The 15,115-nt window shown below is 71.9% G+C and carries 13 protein-coding genes; 6 read left to right on the forward strand and 7 right to left on the reverse strand.

All coding sequences use genetic code 11. The features are described 5' to 3' along the window. Positions 1-42 precede the first annotated feature (42 nt). The 3 genes from EOT10_RS25555 to EOT10_RS25565 all read left to right on the forward strand — a co-directional run bounded on the left by EOT10_RS25555 (position 43) and on the right by EOT10_RS25565 (position 3,383). Positions 43-543 carry an SCO4402 family protein gene (locus tag EOT10_RS25555; RefSeq protein WP_127830673.1) on the forward strand — a complete coding sequence of 167 codons (501 nt, stop codon included), beginning with the start codon at positions 43-45 and terminating at the stop codon, positions 541-543. A gap of 85 nt (positions 544-628) precedes the next feature. After that, positions 629-1,513: a formyltetrahydrofolate deformylase gene (gene purU, locus EOT10_RS25560; protein ID WP_127830674.1), complete on the forward strand. Its 885-nt coding sequence runs from the start codon at positions 629-631 to the stop codon at positions 1,511-1,513. Positions 1,514-1,985: 472 nt separating this feature from the next. Beyond that, the gene (locus EOT10_RS25565; protein ID WP_127830675.1) at positions 1,986-3,383 is read left to right on the forward strand and encodes a PAS domain-containing protein; all 1,398 of its coding nucleotides are present in this window, start codon (positions 1,986-1,988) and stop codon (positions 3,381-3,383) included. A gap of 133 nt (positions 3,384-3,516) precedes the next feature. Here EOT10_RS25565 and EOT10_RS25570 read toward each other — a convergent pair whose 3' ends face one another. Continuing rightward, positions 3,517-4,272, reverse strand: a complete 756-nt coding sequence (locus EOT10_RS25570; RefSeq protein WP_127830676.1) for an SIS domain-containing protein — start codon at positions 4,270-4,272, stop codon at positions 3,517-3,519. Positions 4,273-4,503: 231 nt separating this feature from the next. Here EOT10_RS25570 and EOT10_RS25575 point away from each other — a divergent pair, with 231 nt between their 5' ends. Then, on the forward strand, positions 4,504-5,196 hold the full coding sequence (locus tag EOT10_RS25575; protein ID WP_127830677.1) for an iron-dependent transcriptional repressor DtxR: 693 nt from the start codon (positions 4,504-4,506) through the stop codon (positions 5,194-5,196). 637 nt (positions 5,197-5,833) lie between these two features. Beyond that, the gene (locus EOT10_RS25580; protein WP_127830678.1) at positions 5,834-6,694 is read left to right on the forward strand and encodes an alpha/beta fold hydrolase; all 861 of its coding nucleotides are present in this window, start codon (positions 5,834-5,836) and stop codon (positions 6,692-6,694) included. 36 nt (positions 6,695-6,730) lie between these two features. Here EOT10_RS25580 and pdxH read toward each other — a convergent pair whose 3' ends face one another. Beyond that, positions 6,731-7,429, reverse strand: a complete 699-nt coding sequence (pdxH, locus tag EOT10_RS25585; RefSeq protein ID WP_431313323.1) for a pyridoxamine 5'-phosphate oxidase — start codon at positions 7,427-7,429, stop codon at positions 6,731-6,733. A 187-nt stretch (positions 7,430-7,616) separates the two neighbouring features. Between pdxH and EOT10_RS25590 the strand changes: the two genes are divergently transcribed. Continuing rightward, a complete protein-coding gene (locus EOT10_RS25590; RefSeq protein WP_189492062.1) occupies positions 7,617-8,729 on the forward strand; it encodes a citrate synthase 2 in 1,113 nt (370 codons plus the stop codon). 232 nt (positions 8,730-8,961) lie between these two features. On the opposite strand, the gene EOT10_RS25595 is transcribed toward EOT10_RS25590, so the two are convergent. The 5 genes from EOT10_RS25595 to EOT10_RS25615 are packed head-to-tail and all read right to left on the reverse strand — an operon-like array spanning position 8,962 to position 15,006. After that, a complete protein-coding gene (locus EOT10_RS25595) occupies positions 8,962-9,567 on the reverse strand; it encodes a TetR/AcrR family transcriptional regulator (RefSeq protein WP_127830681.1) in 606 nt (201 codons plus the stop codon). Continuing rightward, positions 9,555-10,313 carry an enoyl-CoA hydratase family protein gene (locus tag EOT10_RS25600; RefSeq protein ID WP_223281189.1) on the reverse strand — a complete coding sequence of 253 codons (759 nt, stop codon included), beginning with the start codon at positions 10,311-10,313 and terminating at the stop codon, positions 9,555-9,557. Before EOT10_RS25600 ends, EOT10_RS25595 begins: the two co-directional genes overlap by 13 nt. A 24-nt stretch (positions 10,314-10,337) precedes the next feature. After that, positions 10,338-11,525, reverse strand: coding sequence for an acyl-CoA dehydrogenase family protein (locus EOT10_RS25605; protein ID WP_127830682.1), 1,188 nt, complete (start codon positions 11,523-11,525; stop codon positions 10,338-10,340). Next, positions 11,522-13,399 carry an acetyl/propionyl/methylcrotonyl-CoA carboxylase subunit alpha gene (locus tag EOT10_RS25610; RefSeq protein WP_127830683.1) on the reverse strand — a complete coding sequence of 626 codons (1,878 nt, stop codon included), beginning with the start codon at positions 13,397-13,399 and terminating at the stop codon, positions 11,522-11,524. The genes EOT10_RS25605 and EOT10_RS25610 overlap by 4 nt, the downstream gene beginning before the upstream one ends. Positions 13,400-13,407: 8 nt before the next feature. After that, positions 13,408-15,006: an acyl-CoA carboxylase subunit beta gene (locus tag EOT10_RS25615; protein WP_127830684.1), complete on the reverse strand. Its 1,599-nt coding sequence runs from the start codon at positions 15,004-15,006 to the stop codon at positions 13,408-13,410. Positions 15,007-15,115: the final 109 nt, after the last annotated feature.

Here is a 15,115-nt window from a genome sequence, read left to right on the forward strand (position 1 = left end):
ACGGGGGGCGGGACGGGCGGGCGAGAGCGGCACGTACGATCGATGACCGTGCAAAGCTCGGAGAAGTCTTCCCGTCGCGGCCGTCGCTCCTCCACCATGGGCGGCATGCCACTCAACGACATGCCGTGGTGGCGCTGGCGCAGCAATGTGCGCTCCGCGCTGCACATGCTTTCCGACCCCGCGTTCCAGCGGGACGTCTGGCTCGCGGGCGTCGACGGGTTCGGGGACGTCACCGACGCCGTGTACCGCCTCGTCGAGGACACCTGGCTCGACAACTGGTCCGCCGAGAAGTACGTCGGCACGATCTTCCGGGACTCGCAGGAGGCGCAGCTCGTCGACACCGCCGTCCTGCGCGTGCTGCGGATCATGCACCAGGTGGGCCCCGACGCCCCCGTGTCCGCGTATCTCGACCACCCGGCGTGGCCGGAGGCGGTGCGTTCCGCGCGGGACGCGCACCTGGTGCTCGCCTCGAGCGACGGCGACGACCCCGACGAGGTGCCCCGCACCCTCGAGGTTCTGCGGATCATGACGCGCGCGGCCTGAGCGGGCGGCGGCCCGGCCCGGCCCGCGCCGTCCGACCTGCGGGACGGGGAGCCGGCGCCGGGTGCGTGTATGGGACCCTTGCGGGATGAACGAGCAGTCCCCCGCGTCCGGCGACGCCGGTGCCGAGCAGTACGTCCTGACGCTCTCCTGCCCCGACAAGCAGGGCATCGTGCACGCCGTGTCGAGCTATCTCTTCATGACCGGCTGCAACATCGAGGACAGCCAGCAGTTCGGCGACCACGACACGGGCCTCTTCTTCATGCGGGTCCACTTCTCGGCGGACGCGCCCGTCACCGCGGAGAAGCTGCGCGCCAGCTTCGCGGCGATCGGCGACTCCTTCCACATGGACTGGCAGATCCACCGCGCCTCGGAGCGCATGCGCGTCGTCCTGATGGTGTCGAAGTTCGGCCACTGCCTGAACGACCTGCTGTTCCGCGCCCGGATCGGCGCCCTGCCCGTGGACATCGCGGCGGTCGTCTCCAACCACACGGACTTCGCCGAGCTCGTCGCCTCGTACGACATCCCCTTCCACCACATCCCGGTGACGAAGGAGAACAAACCCGAGGCCGAGGCGCGGATCCTGGAGCTCGTGCGCACCGAGGGTGTCGAACTGGTCGTGCTGGCCCGCTACATGCAGGTCCTCTCGGACGACCTGTGCAAGGAGCTCAGCGGCCGGATCATCAACATCCACCACTCGTTCCTGCCGAGCTTCAAGGGCGCCAAGCCCTACCACCAGGCACACGCGCGTGGCGTGAAGCTGATCGGCGCGACCGCGCACTATGTGACGGCCGACCTCGACGAGGGCCCGATCATCGAGCAGGAGGTCGAGCGCGTCGGCCACGACGTGACGCCGGACCAGCTCGTGGCGATCGGCCGCGACGTGGAGTGCCAGGCGCTGGCCCGCGCGGTGAAGTGGCACGCGGAGCGCCGGATCCTGCTGAACGGGCGCCGGACTGTCGTCTTCACCTGACGGAAGGTCGTCTACGTAGGTCGTAAACGCAGACGACCCGCGAGCCTGGTCTCCTCCCGCACGAGGCGGGGGGAAGCCGGCCGGACGTACCGGCGGCTCGCGGGTCGGGTGACTGCTGGGGATTGGGGCCGGCTGCACGCAGCTCTCACGTGCTGGTCCGGCGCCGAAATCGAGATGCGACGCCGGGCTGCTAGCCCGCAGTCACCTCACGCGTCCGGTTCTCATACATCTGCCGAACCACCTCCCTTCTTGTGTACCTCCACCCTAAGAACGCTCCGGGGAGCCTTCAAGCGAATTAACGGGCGTACCGCTCGGCCCGTCCACGAGGTCGTAGGCTGTGATCAAGGACGGAACGTTCGTCCCGGGTCTCCGGGACACAACGATTTCCCCGAACTCCGTGTGGGCTGCGTCACGTTCGAGTTGAATGATCTGACGTGCGGAACACGCGGACACAGCCTGCAGGGGGTGCCAGGTGAGTGCTTCCCGGCGTAGTGGGGCCACCGACGAGCTGGGGCCCGGCGAGCCCGGGCGGGACGGGGCCGATCTTCTTGCCGCGTTGCTCGACGGTATGGACGCCGCGCTGTGCGCGTTCGACGCCGACGGGGTCGTGACCCATTGGAACCGGGAGGCCGAGCGGATCCTCGGCTGGTCCGCGGCGGAGGCCGTGGGACGGCGCGGGTTCTCGGGCTGGGCGGTGCGCAGCGCCGACGCCGACGAGGTCGAGGCGCGTCTGATGGCCGCGATGCGGGCGCCGGGCCGGCAGGTGCACGAGTTCGCGCTGCTGACCAAGGACGGCGGCCGGGTCCTGGTCCGTACGCAGTCCGCAGCGGTGCGCGGGCCCGACGGCAAGCCGGCCGGACTGTACTGCGCGTTCAGCGAGGTGCACACGCAGATCGACCTGGAGCGGTCGATCGCGCTGAGCGAGGCCCTGTTCGAGGACGCGTCGTGGGGTGTCGTCCTCGTCGACGCCGACCTGCGGCCCGCGGTCGTGAACGTGCACGCCGCGCGGGCGCTCGGCTCCGGCCGCACCGCGCTCCTCGGACGCCCCCTCGGCGAGCTGATCTCGCAGGGCGTCGAGGAGCTGGAGAGCGCACTCGCCCATGTCCTCGCCGAGGGCGCGCCGCCCGCGCCCGCCGAGCTGTGGGTGACGGTGCGGCTTCCTGAGGGCGACTCACGCAGGTGCTGGCGCAGCGGCTTCGTGCGGCTGGCCTCGCCGCTGGCCGAGGAGCCCGTCCCACTGGGCGTCGGCTGGCTGTTCCAGGACGTCACCGACGCCAAGCAGACGGAGCAGGAGGCGGCGCAGCTGCGGTTCCGGGCGAACCAGCTGCACCGGGCGGCGCGGGCCGCCGCCGAGTGCGAGGACCCGGCGGAGGCCGCGACGGTCCATCTGGACTTCGCGCTCGCCGGGTTCGCCGACCACGCGCTGATCGACCTGGTGGTCGGCGACGAGCAGGACGGCCGGGGTGCCGACGAGGACCGGACGGGTCCGGTGCGCCTCGCGCGGGCCGCGTCCACGCCGTCGGGGGCGCCGGGTCCGAGCCTGCTGGTGTCGCGGACGTCGCTTCCGGTGCGCTATCTGGAGGGGCATCCGGCGCTGCAGTGCGTGGAGCGCATCGGTTCGGTGCGGGCGAGCGCGAGCGGGCGCGACGCGGCGAAGACGCGCGAGTGGGCCGAGGCCCGGCAGTGGCCGGAGGGCACGGTGCACGCCCTGTGCGCGGTGCTGCGCAGCCGGGCGCGCACGCTGGGCGTCGTGACGTTCCTGCGGGGGCCGAGCCGTACGCAGTTCGAGCGGGCCGACGCGACGTACGCGGAGAGTGTCGCGGCGCGGATCGCGGGGACGATCGACCTGGCGCGGGTGCTCGACCGGTAGCCCACCGGGGGGCGTGTCAGTGCCGGAGCTCAGCGCCGGGGCTCAGTGCCGGAGCTCAGTGCCGGAGCTCAGTGCCGGAGCTCAGCGCCGGAGCTCAGCGCCGGAGCTCAGCGCCGGAGCTCAGCGCCGGAGCTCAGTGCCGGTAGAAGATCCGGTCGCCGTACTCGGCGAAGACGCGGCCGTTCCACTCGTGGCCGCCGTCCACGTTCCCCGAGCGCAGCAGGGGCGGCTGGATGCCGCGGTCGGCGAGCTCGGCGGCGGCGGTCGCCATCATGGCCTGCATGAGCGCACTGGCCACGAGCGTCGAGGCGGGTCCGAAGGGGGCGTCGACGGTCTCGTGGGTGAGCTCCGCGTCCCCGACCTCGATCTTGGAGTCGAGGACGATGTCGCAGTGGTCCTTGAGGAAGGTCCCCGACACATGGCGGGACTTCGTCTCCTGCGCGTACGCGACGGACGTCACGCCGATCACGCGCAGGCCGAGTGCGCGCGCGTTCATGGCCATCTCGACGGGCAGGGGGTTGCGGCCCGACAGGGAGATGATCACGAGGGCGTCGCCCGCGCGGGCCGGGCTGGTGTCGAGGACGGCGCCCGCGAGCCCGTCGACGCGTTCGAGGGCGGAGCCCAGCGTCGCGGGCATGACGTCGACACCGACGACGCCGGGTACGGACAGCAGGTTCATCAGGGCGAGGCCGCCCGCGCGGTAGACGACGTCCTGCGCGGCGAGCGAGGAGTGCCCGGCGCCGAACGCGAAGAGCCGGCCGCCGTCGGCGACCGTGTCGGCGAGCAGCGTGCCGGCCGCCGCGATGTTGCGGCTCTCTTCGTCGCGCACCCGCCTCAGCAGGCCGATGGCGGCGTCGAGGTACTGACCGGCCAGCTTGCTGTCGCTCATCGGCGGAGCCCCTTCGTCGTCCCTTGGCACGGTCCTTGCCAAGATCCTTGCCACTGTCCGCATGCCGGGCATCACGTTGCGGTCCGGACCAGCGCCGTGTCAATACGGTCCCTGCCCCGCACAGGCCGGTTCACCCGGCGCGGCACGGTTGTCAGCGCCATGCGTCAGAATTGGGGTCAGGGCCAGCGCACGCGCTAGCGGTGAGCTAGCAGAGCTAATCGAGGGGCACGTATGTCCGGACTGATCGACACCACGGAGATGTACCTCCGCACCATCCTCGAGCTCGAAGAGGAAGGTGTGGTCCCCATGCGCGCCCGGATCGCGGAGCGGCTGGACCAGAGCGGCCCGACGGTGAGCCAGACGGTGGCACGCATGGAGCGCGACGGTCTGGTCGCGGTGGCGACGGACCGGCACCTGGAGCTGACGGACGAGGGCCGCCGCCTCGCGACGCGCGTGATGCGCAAGCACCGCCTCGCCGAGTGCCTGCTCGTCGACGTCATCGGTCTGGAGTGGGAGCAGGTGCACGCGGAGGCCTGCCGCTGGGAGCACGTCATGAGCGAGGCGGTCGAGCGCCGCGTCCTGGAGCTGCTGCGGCACCCCACCGAGTCGCCTTACGGGAACCCGATCCCGGGCCTGGAGGAGCTGGGCGAGAAGGACGGCGCGGACCCGTTCCTCGACGAGGGCATGGTGTCGCTGGCCGACCTCGACCCGGGCGCGGACGGCAAGACGGTCGTGGTGCGCCGGATCGGTGAGCCGATCCAGACGGACGCGCAGCTGATGTACACGCTGCGGCGGGCCGGCATCCAGCCGGGCTCCGTGGTGAGCGTGACGTCGTCGCCGGGCGGGGTCCTGGTGGGCAGCAGCGGCGAGGCCGCGGAGCTGGTGGCGGACATCGCCTCCCACGTGTTCGTCGCCAAGCGCTGACGCGGAGCCGGCACCCCGGACTCCCCGGACTCCCCGGACTCCCCGAACTCCCCGGACTCCCCGGACTCCCCGGACTCCCCGACGCGTCAACTCCTGTTTCCACGGGGAAGGTTGGGGCGTCGCGGCGTCACCTGAGAACTCTCGGAGAACTCTTACCGAATCCGAGATTCACTGTGCGGAACCGCAGCGCTACAACGATTCGCGTGCCACGCTGTCGCATAGGGCGGGTGGGGAGGGGGCGGGACGATGCACCGGCGTACTCAGGCGGTCCGGACTCACGCAGGCCCCATTCAGGAAGGGCCCGTCGAGGAAGGGCCCGTTCACGCAGGGCCCGTTCACCCAGGGCCCGTGAACGCAGGGCCCCTTCATACAGAGGGCCCCGGCGCCTCGCGGCGCCGGGGCCTGTCCTCCCCTGCGCTGACCCGGAGCCCCGAGCTCCCAGGGTCATCCCCTTCGGACCGATTTCCCCGAGCGGTCCGCTCCCGCAGGAGATCTCCCCTCGGCGGCGGCGGTCAATCCCTGAGCGAGGTCACTCGAACGAGGGGTGTTGCCGGGAACGGCCGCGCTTTCGAAAAAGAGTTCGATAACGTGCGCGGGTACGCCACTGCAGCGCGACCACAAGGGGGTGCCAGGGCCTATGGTGCGGCGCATCGACGTGACCGGGGCGGGCGGCGTCAGCCTCGCCGCCTGGGAGTTCGCCGACCCTCCCAAGACGGGTGAGGCCGACCGGTCCCCGGGCGTGCTGTTACTGCACGGCCTGATGGGCCGCGCCTCCCACTGGGCGGCCACCGCGCGCTGGCTCGCCGAACGCCACCGCGCCGTGGCGCTCGACCAGCGCGGCCACGGCCAGAGCCAGAAACCTCCCGAAGGCCCCTTCGACCGCGAGGCCTACGTCCAGGACGCCGAGGCCGCCCTCGTCCAGCTCGGCCTCGCGCCCGCCGTCGTCATCGGCCACTCCATGGGCGCGCTCACCGCCTGGCAGCTCGCCGCCCGCCGCCCCGACCTCGTACGCGCCGTGGTCATCTGCGACATGCGGGCCTCCGCGCTCGGGGCCGCGTCCCAGCGGGAGTGGGAGGACTGGTTCGACGCCTGGCCGCTGCCCTTCGCCACGCTCGCCGACGTACGGAAGTGGTTCGGCGAGGACGATCCCTGGGTGGAGCGGCCCACCCCCTCGCGCGGCGAGTTCTACGCCGAGGTGATGGCCGAGTCCACCGACGGCTGGCGGCCCGTGTTCGACCACCGCCAGATGCTGGCCTCCCGCGCCACCTGGGTCTACGACGCGCACTGGGAGGAGCTGGCCCAGGTCCGCTGCCCCGCCCTCGTCGTCCGCGGCCTCGACGGCGAACTGGGCCGCGCCGAGGCCCAGGAGATGGTCCGAGTCCTGCCCCGTGGCGCGTACGCGGAGATCCCGGACGCCGGGCACCTCGTCCACTACGACCGGCCGGACGCCTGGCGCACCGCCATCGAACCGTTCCTGGACGGCGTCCTCACGCCATAAGCCGTACGCGGCTCACACGCAATAGCCGTACGCGGCTCAGGGGGCCAGGCGCTCCACGTGCCAGGTGCCGGGCTCCTCGTGGACGTAGCGCAGCCGGTCGTGGAGGCGGTTCTCGCGGCCCTGCCAGAACTCGACCGTGCGCGGGGTGACGCGGAAGCCGCCCCAGTGGTCGGGGACGGGGACGCTCTCGCCCTCCGGATAGCGCGCCGCGAGATCGGCGTACGCGGCGTCGAGCTCGGCCCGCGCCGCGAGGACCCGCGACTGGGGGCTCGCCCACGCGCCGAGCTGGGAGCCGCGCGGGCGCGAGCGGAAGTACGCGGCCGTCTCGGCGCGGCTCGTGTGGGCGGCGGTGCCCGTGACGATGACCTGGCGGGCCATGGGATGCCAGGGGAAGAGCAGCGCGATCTCGTGGTTCGCCGCCAGGTCGTGGGCCTTGCGGGAGCCGTAGTTCGTGTAGAAGACGAAGCCCCGGTCGTCGTACCCCTTGAGCAGCACCGTGCGGGAGCTGGGGCGGCCGGCCCCGTCCACCGTGGAGACGACCATCGCGTTCGGCTCGTACAGCACACCGCTCGCCCGGGTGGCCTCCTTGAACCACCGCCCGAACAGCGCCATGGGATGCGCGGGGACGTCCTCTTCCAGGAGTCCCTCACCCGGAGGGCGGTACTGCTCACGCATCGCTGCGGGGTCCGGGGGCACGTGGTGGTCGTGGTCGCTCACGCCGTCATCCTGCCGTATGCCCCGGGGCGGTCCGCGGTGTGGAGTGCGCCACCGCGTGGCACTGAGTGCCGCGAACCCTCCCCAAGGGTGGCACCAAGGGATATCGTCGGCGGTCCCGCCGCCCCTTCGGTTGGGTGACCGACCACCGAACGGGGAATCACGGGGGTGACCGACCCCGACCGCGAGCATCAAGAGGAGCCGCCTGATGTCCGACTTCGACCCCGGCTTTGTACCCGGCCTCGAGGGAGTGGTCGCGTTCGAGACGGAGATCGCCGAACCTGACAAGGAGGGCGGCGCTCTGCGGTACCGGGGCGTCGACATCGAGGATCTGGTCGGCCATGTCTCGTTCGGCAACGTGTGGGGCCTGCTCGTCGACGGAGCCTTCAACCCCGGCCTGCCGCCCGCCGAGCCGTTCCCCATCCCCGTCCACTCCGGCGACATCCGCGTCGACGTGCAGTCCGCGCTCGCCATGCTCGCGCCCGTGTGGGGCCTGAAACCGCTGCTCGACATCGACGCGGCGCAGGCCCGCGACGACCTCGCCCGCGCCGCCGTCATGGCCCTCTCGTACGTCGCCCAGTCCGCCCGCGGGCAGGCCCGGCCGATGGTCCCGCAGAGCGAGATCGACAAGGCGGGCACCGTCGTCGAACGGTTCATGCGGCGCTGGCGCGGCGAGCCCGACCCCAAGCATGTCGCCGCCGTCGACGCGTACTGGACGAGCGCCGCCGAGCACGGCATGAACGCGTCCACGTTCACGGCCCGCGTCATCGCCTCCACCGGCGCCGATGTGGCCGCCGCCCTGTCGGGTGCCGTCGGCGCCATGTCGGGCCCCCTGCACGGCGGTGCGCCCTCCCGTGTCCTCGGCATGATCGAGGAGATCGAGCGCACGGGCGACGCGGACGCGTATGTGAAGCGGGCGCTCGACAAGGGTGAGCGCCTGATGGGCTTCGGGCACCGTGTGTACCGGGCCGAGGACCCGCGCGCCCGCGTCCTGCGGCGCACCGCCCGTGAGCTGGGCGCGCCGCGCTTCGAGGTCGCGGAGGCGCTGGAGAAGGCGGCTCTCGCCGAGCTGCACGCGCGCCGGCCCGACCGGGTCCTGGCGACGAACGTCGAGTTCTGGGCGGCGATCGTCCTGGACTTCGCCGAGGTTCCGGCGAGCATGTTCACGTCGATGTTCTCGTGTGCGAGGACTGCGGGGTGGTCGGCGCACATTCTTGAGCAGAAGCGGACGGGGAGGCTGGTGCGGCCTTCGGCCCGGTATGTGGGGCCGGGCAGTCGGGCGCCTCAGTCGATCGAGGGGTACGGGGAGATCGCGGGCTGAGGTTTGCCTCCGGCGGTTCTCTCCCCAAGCCCGCCCCTTCCCGAACTGGGGCTCCGCCCCAGACCCCGCTCCTCAAACTCCCCCAGACTCCGTCCGGGGGGACCCCCAAGGGGCTGGATTATCCAGCCCAATCAAGCCCGTCCGGCGTTTGAGGACGAGCCCGGAGGGCGATTGCGGGGGTCCAGGGGGCGGAGCCCCTTGGTTTCGGGAAGGGGCGGGCTCGGGGAAAGGTTCAAGCCCCCAGAGCCGACTCCACCAGCACAGTCCATTGCGCCACCACCCGCTCCCGCCGCCCCCCGTCATCCGTCAGGAGATTCGCGAGGCCCAGGCCGCGCGCCATGTCCAGGAGGCCCTGGATCGTCTCGCGGACGCCCGGGCGTGACTCGTCCGCGTCGAGGAGTTCCACCGCGATCCGGTGAGTCTCCCGGCCGACGCGGGCCTCCAGTTCGGTGACGCGGGAGCCAAGGGCCGGCTCGTTCGACGCCGCCACCCACAGGTGGAGCGCCGCACGGAACAGCGGGCCCGTGTACAGGTCGACGAGCGCCGCGACCACCGACGCCCGGTCCTGCGCGGGCAGCGCCCGCAGCGCCGTCGACCGCTCCTCCGCCACGTACTCGACGGCCGCGGTGAACAGGTCCTCGCGGGTCGGGAAGTGGTGCTGGGCCGCGCCGCGCGAGACGCCGGCGCGTTCGGCGACGACGGACACCGTGGAGCCTGCCCAGCCGCGTTCGGCGAGGCAGGAGACGGCCGCTTCGAGCAGGCGCCGGCGGGTGGCGCGGCTGCGGTCCTGCTTGGGGGCGCGCTCCACCCCCGTACCGGATGAGGTCACAGCACCCATGCGGGATCCCGTCGTTCGAGGAAGGCCGTCATCCCTTCGCGTGCCTGCGCGGAGGAGAAGAGCCGGGCCGAGAGCGCGCTCAGGTCGGTCGCGTCCCGGTCGAAGGCCTCCAGCACCTTAGCCGTGAGCAGCCGTTTCGTCTCCGCCAGGCCCTGCGCGGAGGACCGGCGCAGCCCGTCGAGCACCGGGGCGAGCGCCGCGTCGACGTCCGCCCCGCACACCGTGAGCAGACCGATGCGGGCCGCCTCGTACGCGTCGAAACGCTCGCCCGTGAGGTAGTAGCGGGCGACGGCCCTCGGGTCGGTGCGCGGCAGCACCGTCAGCGAGATGACGGCGGGCGCGACGCCTATGCGCACCTCGCTGAACGCGAACGACGCGTCGCGCGAGGCGGCCGCGATGTCGCAGGCCCCGAGCAGCCCGAGCCCCCCGGCGCGGACGTGCCCGGTGATACGGGCGACGACCGGCCGGTCGAGCGTGACGATCCGCCGCAGGAGCGCGACGAGCGCCTCCGGCGGCGGCGGGTTGCGCAGGTCGGCGCCCGCGCTGAACGTGTTGCCGGTGTGGGTGAGGACGACAGCCCGTACGGAGTCGTCCTCGCCGCACCGTGTGAGCGCGTCCGTGAGCTCGCCGACGAGCCCCGCCGACAGGGCGTTGCGGTTGGCCGGGGAGTCGAGCGTGAGGGTGGTGATCCCCCGCTCGTGCGCGGAACGGACGAGGGGCAGGGGCGCGGGCTCGGCGTCACTCACCGGGTTCCTCCAAAGAGCTGGATATCAGTACGACTTGGGGAGTCCCAGGGTCTGGTGGGACACGTAGTTGAGGATCATTTCCCGGCTCACGGGCGCGATGCGGGCGACCCGGGACGCCGTGATGAGGGACGCGAGGCCGAACTCGCGGGTGAGCCCGTTGCCGCCCAGCGTGTGCACCGCCTGGTCGACGGCCTTCACGCAGGCCTCGGCGGCGGCGTACTTGGCCATGTTCGCGGCCTCCCCCGCGCCGATGTCGTCGCCCGCGTCGTACAGGTGGGCCGCCTTCTGCATCATCAGGCGGGCCGTCTCCAGCTCGATGTGGGCCTGTGCGAGCGGGTGCGCGATGGCCTGGTGCGCGCCGATGGGCGCCTTCCAGACGCTGCGCTCCTTCGCGTACGCGACCGCCTTGCCCAGCGCGAAGCGGCCCATGCCGATCGCGAAGGCGGCCGTCATGACGCGCTCGGGGTTGAGTCCGGCGAACAGCTGGAGCAGCCCGGCGTCCTCGTCGCCGACGAGCGCCTCGGCGGGCAGCCGTACGTCGTCAAGGGTGAGCTCGAACTGCTTCTCCGGCGCCTGGAGTTCCATGTCGATCTGCCGCCGCCCGAAGCCTTCGGCGTCGCGCGGCACGATGAACAGGCACGGCTTGAGGCTGCCGGTACGGGCGTCCTCGGTGCGGCCGACGATGAGGGTGGCGTCGGCGATGTCGACGCCGGAGACGAACACCTTGCGCCCGGACAGGATCCAGTCACCGCTGTCCGGGTCGCGGCGGGCCGTGGTGGTGATGCGGTGCGAGTTGGAGCCCGCGTCGGGCTCGGTGATCCCGAACGCCATGGTGCGGCTGCCGTCGGCGAGCCCCGGCAGCCAGGCCGCCTTCTGCTCCGGCGTACCGAAGCGCGAGATGACGGTCCCGCAGATCGCCGGCGACACCACCAGCATCAGCAGCGGCGCCCCGGACGCGCCCAACTCCTCCAGGACAAGCGAGAGTTCGTATATGCCGCCGCCTCCGCCGCCGTACTCCTCGGGCAGGTTCACGCCCAGGTAGCCCAGCTTCGCGGCCTCCGCCCACAGCTCCTCGGGGTGACCCTCCTCGCGGACGACGCGGGTCATGTAGTCACGTCCGTAGCGGCGGCCGAGCGCGGCGACCGCGGACCGCAGAGCCTGGTGCTCCTCGGATTCAAGGACGGAAGCGACGGGAGCGACGGGAGCGTTCATGGCTGATCCTCCTGTACGACGGCGAGCAGGGCGCCGACCTCGACCTGGCGGCCGGGCGCGGCGTGCAGAGCGGTGAGCGTGCCGGAGGCGGGAGCGGTGATGCGGTGCTCCATCTTCATCGCCTCCAGCCAGATGAGGGGGGCTCCAGCAGTGACCGTGACGCCTTCGGCGAGTCCTTCGGCGAGCCGGACGACGGTGCCGGGCATGGGGGCGAGCAGGGAACCGGGTTCCTGGCGCGCGACGGGCTCGGGGAGCAGGGGCAGCGGGGTCAGGGTCACGCCGTTCACGTACACGCGCTTCCCGTGGACGCGATCCCCGTAGACCGCGACGTCGAACTTCCGCACCACGCCGTCCACTTCGAGCACGACGAGTGACGGGGTCACCCGTACGACGCGTACGCCGTCGTCCGCCGCGAGGCCGTCGCGGGTGTGCCGGTAGCGCACCTCGTGCTCGGTCCCGTCGGGTTCGGTGCGGTAGCGCTTGGTCTGCGGCTGTGAGGAGACGTTGCGGAAGCCGCCGAAGCGGGAGCGGCCGTGGGCGGCGGCGAGGGCGGCGGCGAGTGGCGCGTACGGGTCCGGGCGGGGCGCGGTGAGCGCGGTCAGGTGCCGGTCGTAGAAGCCGGTGTCGGCGCCGCCCGCGACGAACTCCGGGTGCCGCAGGGACCGTACGAGCAGGTCACGGTTGGTGACGGGGCCGTGTACGACGGCCTTCTCCAGGGCGCCCGCGAGCTTGCGCAGGGCCTCGGCTCGGGTGGGCGCGTGCGCGACGGCCTTGGCGAGCATCGCGTCATAGTGCACGCCGATCGTGTCGCCGTCGGTGAAACCGGTGTCCAGGCGTACGGCGGCCGGGACGGACAGTCGGTGCAGGGTGCCGGTCTGCGGGGCCCAGCCGGCGGCCGGGTCCTCCGCGTACAGGCGTGCCTCGACGGCGTGGCCCCGGGCGGGCGGCGGCTCCTCGTCAAGGCGTTCCCCCTCGGCGACGCGCAGCTGCAGCGCCACGAGGTCGACGCCGAACACGGCCTCGGTGACGGGGTGTTCGACCTGGAGGCGGGTGTTCATCTCCAGGAAGTGGGCGGTGTCTCCGGCTACGAGGAACTCGACGGTTCCGGCGCCCCGGTAGCCGGTGGCACGGGCGGCCCGGACCGCCATGTCCCGTAGAGATGCCTCCAGTTCGTGGGTCAGGCCGGGCGCCGGGGCCTCCTCGACGACCTTCTGGTGGCGCCGCTGGAGCGAGCAGTCGCGGGTGCCGAGCGCCCACACCGTGCCGTACGCGTCGGCCATGACCTGCACCTCGACGTGCCGGCCGCCCTCGACGTACGGCTCGACGAACACCTCACCGTCCCCGAAGGCACTCAGCGCCTCGGCACCGGCGGCGGCCAACTCACTGTCCAGTTCGGCGAGTTCGCGTACGACGCGCATGCCGCGCCCGCCACCGCCCGCCGCCGCCTTCACCAGGACCGGGAGATCTCCGGCCGTGAGGTCACCGGTCTTCAGGGGCGCGATGCCCATGAGTTCCTTGGCGCGCGTCTTGGACGCCATGGCCTCGATCGCCTCGGGCGGCGGGCCGATCCAGGTGAGACCCGCGTCGGCGACGGCCCGCGCGAAGTCCGCGTTCTCGGACAGGAACCCGTACCCGGGGTGCACCGCGTCCGCACCCGCGTCGAGGGCGGCCTTCACGACGAGGTCGGCGCGCAGATAGGTCTCGGCGGGCGTGGCCCCCGGAAGACGTACGGCGACGTCGGCCTCACGCACGTGCAGCGCGTCGGCGTCCGGCTCTGAGTACACGGCGACGGTACGTATGCCCAGGTCACGGCAGGTACGGAAGACGCGGCAGGCGATCTCGCCCCGGTTGGCGACAAGTACAGAGGTGATCATGTCGGGCCTCACATCCTGAAGATGCCGAAGCCGCCGCGGGCGCCCTCGTACGGTGCGGTGTGGATCGCGGACAGGCACAGGCCGAGGACGGTCCGGGTGTCGCGCGGGTCGATGACCCCGTCGTCGTACAGCCGCCCGGAGAGGAACATCGGCAGGGACTCGGACTCGATCTGCTGCTCCACCATCGCGCGCAGCGCCGCGTCCGCGTCGTCGTCGTACGGCTGCCCCTTGGCCGCCGCCGACTGGCGGGCCACGATCGACAGGACGCCGGCGAGCTGCTGCGGTCCCATGACGGCGGACTTGGCGCTCGGCCAGGCGAACAGGAAGCGGGGGTCGTAGGCGCGCCCGCACATGCCGTAGTGCCCGGCGCCGTACGAGGCGCCCATGAGGACGGACAGATGCGGCACGCGGGAATTGGAGACCGCGTTGATCATCATCGCGCCGTGCTTGATGATGCCGCCCTGCTCGTACTCCTTGCCGACCATGTAGCCGGTGGTGTTGTGCAGGAAGAGGAGCGGGATGTCGCGCTGGTTGGCGAGCTGGATGAACTGGGCGGCCTTCTGCGACTCCTCGCTGAAGAGCACGCCCTGTGCGTTGGCGAGGATGCCGACGGGATAGCCGTGCAGCGAGGCCCACCCGGTGACGAGACTCGCGCCGTACAGCGGCTTGAACTCGTCGAAGTCGGAGACGTCGACGATCCGGGCGATGACCTCGCGCGGGTCGAAGGGGATTTTCAGATCACCCGGCACGATCCCGAGCAGTTCCTCCGGGTCGTACTTGGGCGGCTCCGCGACCTGCGGATCGGCGTACGCCTTTCGGTGGTTGAGGCGGGCGACGACGCGGCGGGCCTGGCGGATCGCGTCCTGCTCGTCGACGGCGAAGTGGTCGGCGAGACCGGACGTACGGGCGTGCATCTCGGCGCCGCCGAGCGACTCGTCGTCGCTCTCCTCGCCGGTCGCCATCTTCACGAGCGGCGGCCCGCCGAGAAACACCTTCGCGCGCTCCTTGACCATGATCACGTGGTCGGACATGCCGGGGACGTAGGCGCCGCCGGCCGTGGAGTTGCCGAAGACGACGGCGATCGTGGGGATCCCGGCGGCCGACAGGCGCGTGATGTCGCGGAAGATGGCGCCGCCCGGGATGAAGATCTCCTTCTGGGAGGGCAGGTCGGCGCCGCCGGACTCGACGAGCGAGATGCACGGCAGCTGGTTCGCGTACGCGATCTCGTTCGCCCGCAGCGCCTTCTTCAGGGACCACGGATTACTGGCGCCACCGCGCACCGTCGGGTCGTTCGCGGTGATCAGACACTCCACGCCCTCCACGACACCGATCCCGGTGACGAGCGAGGCGCCGACGGTGTAGTCGCTGCCCCACGCGGCGAGCGGGGAGAGTTCGAGGAAAGGGGTGTCGGGGTCGAGCAGCAGCTCGATCCGCTCGCGGGCGAGCAACTTGCCGCGCTTGCGGTGCCGTTGGACGTACTTCTCGCCGCCGCCCGCGAGCGCCTTGGCGTGCTCGGCGTCCAGGTCGTCGAGCTTGGCGAGCATGGCCTCCCGATGGGCGGCGAAGTCGGCGCCCCCGACGTCGAGTGCCGAGGCGAGAACGGTCACCGGTTCCCTCCGAGGACGCCCCGACCTCCAGGCCGGGAAGGAATTGGAATCCTGCGGGGCAGGACAGGGAAAGCTGAACTGCTGTCAGGGCGGTTCGCTGTCCGCCCAT

This window comes from Streptomyces antnestii (assembly GCF_004005495.1).
Classification (GTDB): domain Bacteria; phylum Actinomycetota; class Actinomycetes; order Streptomycetales; family Streptomycetaceae; genus Streptomyces; species Streptomyces antnestii.

Excerpts from the sequence above, each read along its gene's own strand:
- EOT10_RS25555 (WP_127830673.1), top strand. The coding sequence starts at position 43 with ATGACCGTGCAAAGCTCGGAGAAGTCTTCCCGTCGCGGCCGTCGCTCC.
- purU (WP_127830674.1), top strand. The coding sequence starts at position 629 with ATGAACGAGCAGTCCCCCGCGTCCGGCGACGCCGGTGCCGAGCAGTAC.
- EOT10_RS25610 (WP_127830683.1), bottom strand. The coding sequence starts at position 13,399 with ATGATCACCTCTGTACTTGTCGCCAACCGGGGCGAGATCGCCTGCCGC.
- EOT10_RS25580 (WP_127830678.1), top strand. The coding sequence starts at position 5,834 with ATGGTGCGGCGCATCGACGTGACCGGGGCGGGCGGCGTCAGCCTCGCC.
- EOT10_RS25575 (WP_127830677.1), top strand. The coding sequence starts at position 4,504 with ATGTCCGGACTGATCGACACCACGGAGATGTACCTCCGCACCATCCTC.
- EOT10_RS25605 (WP_127830682.1), bottom strand. The coding sequence starts at position 11,525 with ATGAACGCTCCCGTCGCTCCCGTCGCTTCCGTCCTTGAATCCGAGGAG.
- EOT10_RS25595 (WP_127830681.1), bottom strand. The coding sequence starts at position 9,567 with ATGGGTGCTGTGACCTCATCCGGTACGGGGGTGGAGCGCGCCCCCAAG.
- EOT10_RS25590 (WP_189492062.1), top strand. The coding sequence starts at position 7,617 with ATGTCCGACTTCGACCCCGGCTTTGTACCCGGCCTCGAGGGAGTGGTC.
- EOT10_RS25570 (WP_127830676.1), bottom strand. The coding sequence starts at position 4,272 with ATGAGCGACAGCAAGCTGGCCGGTCAGTACCTCGACGCCGCCATCGGC.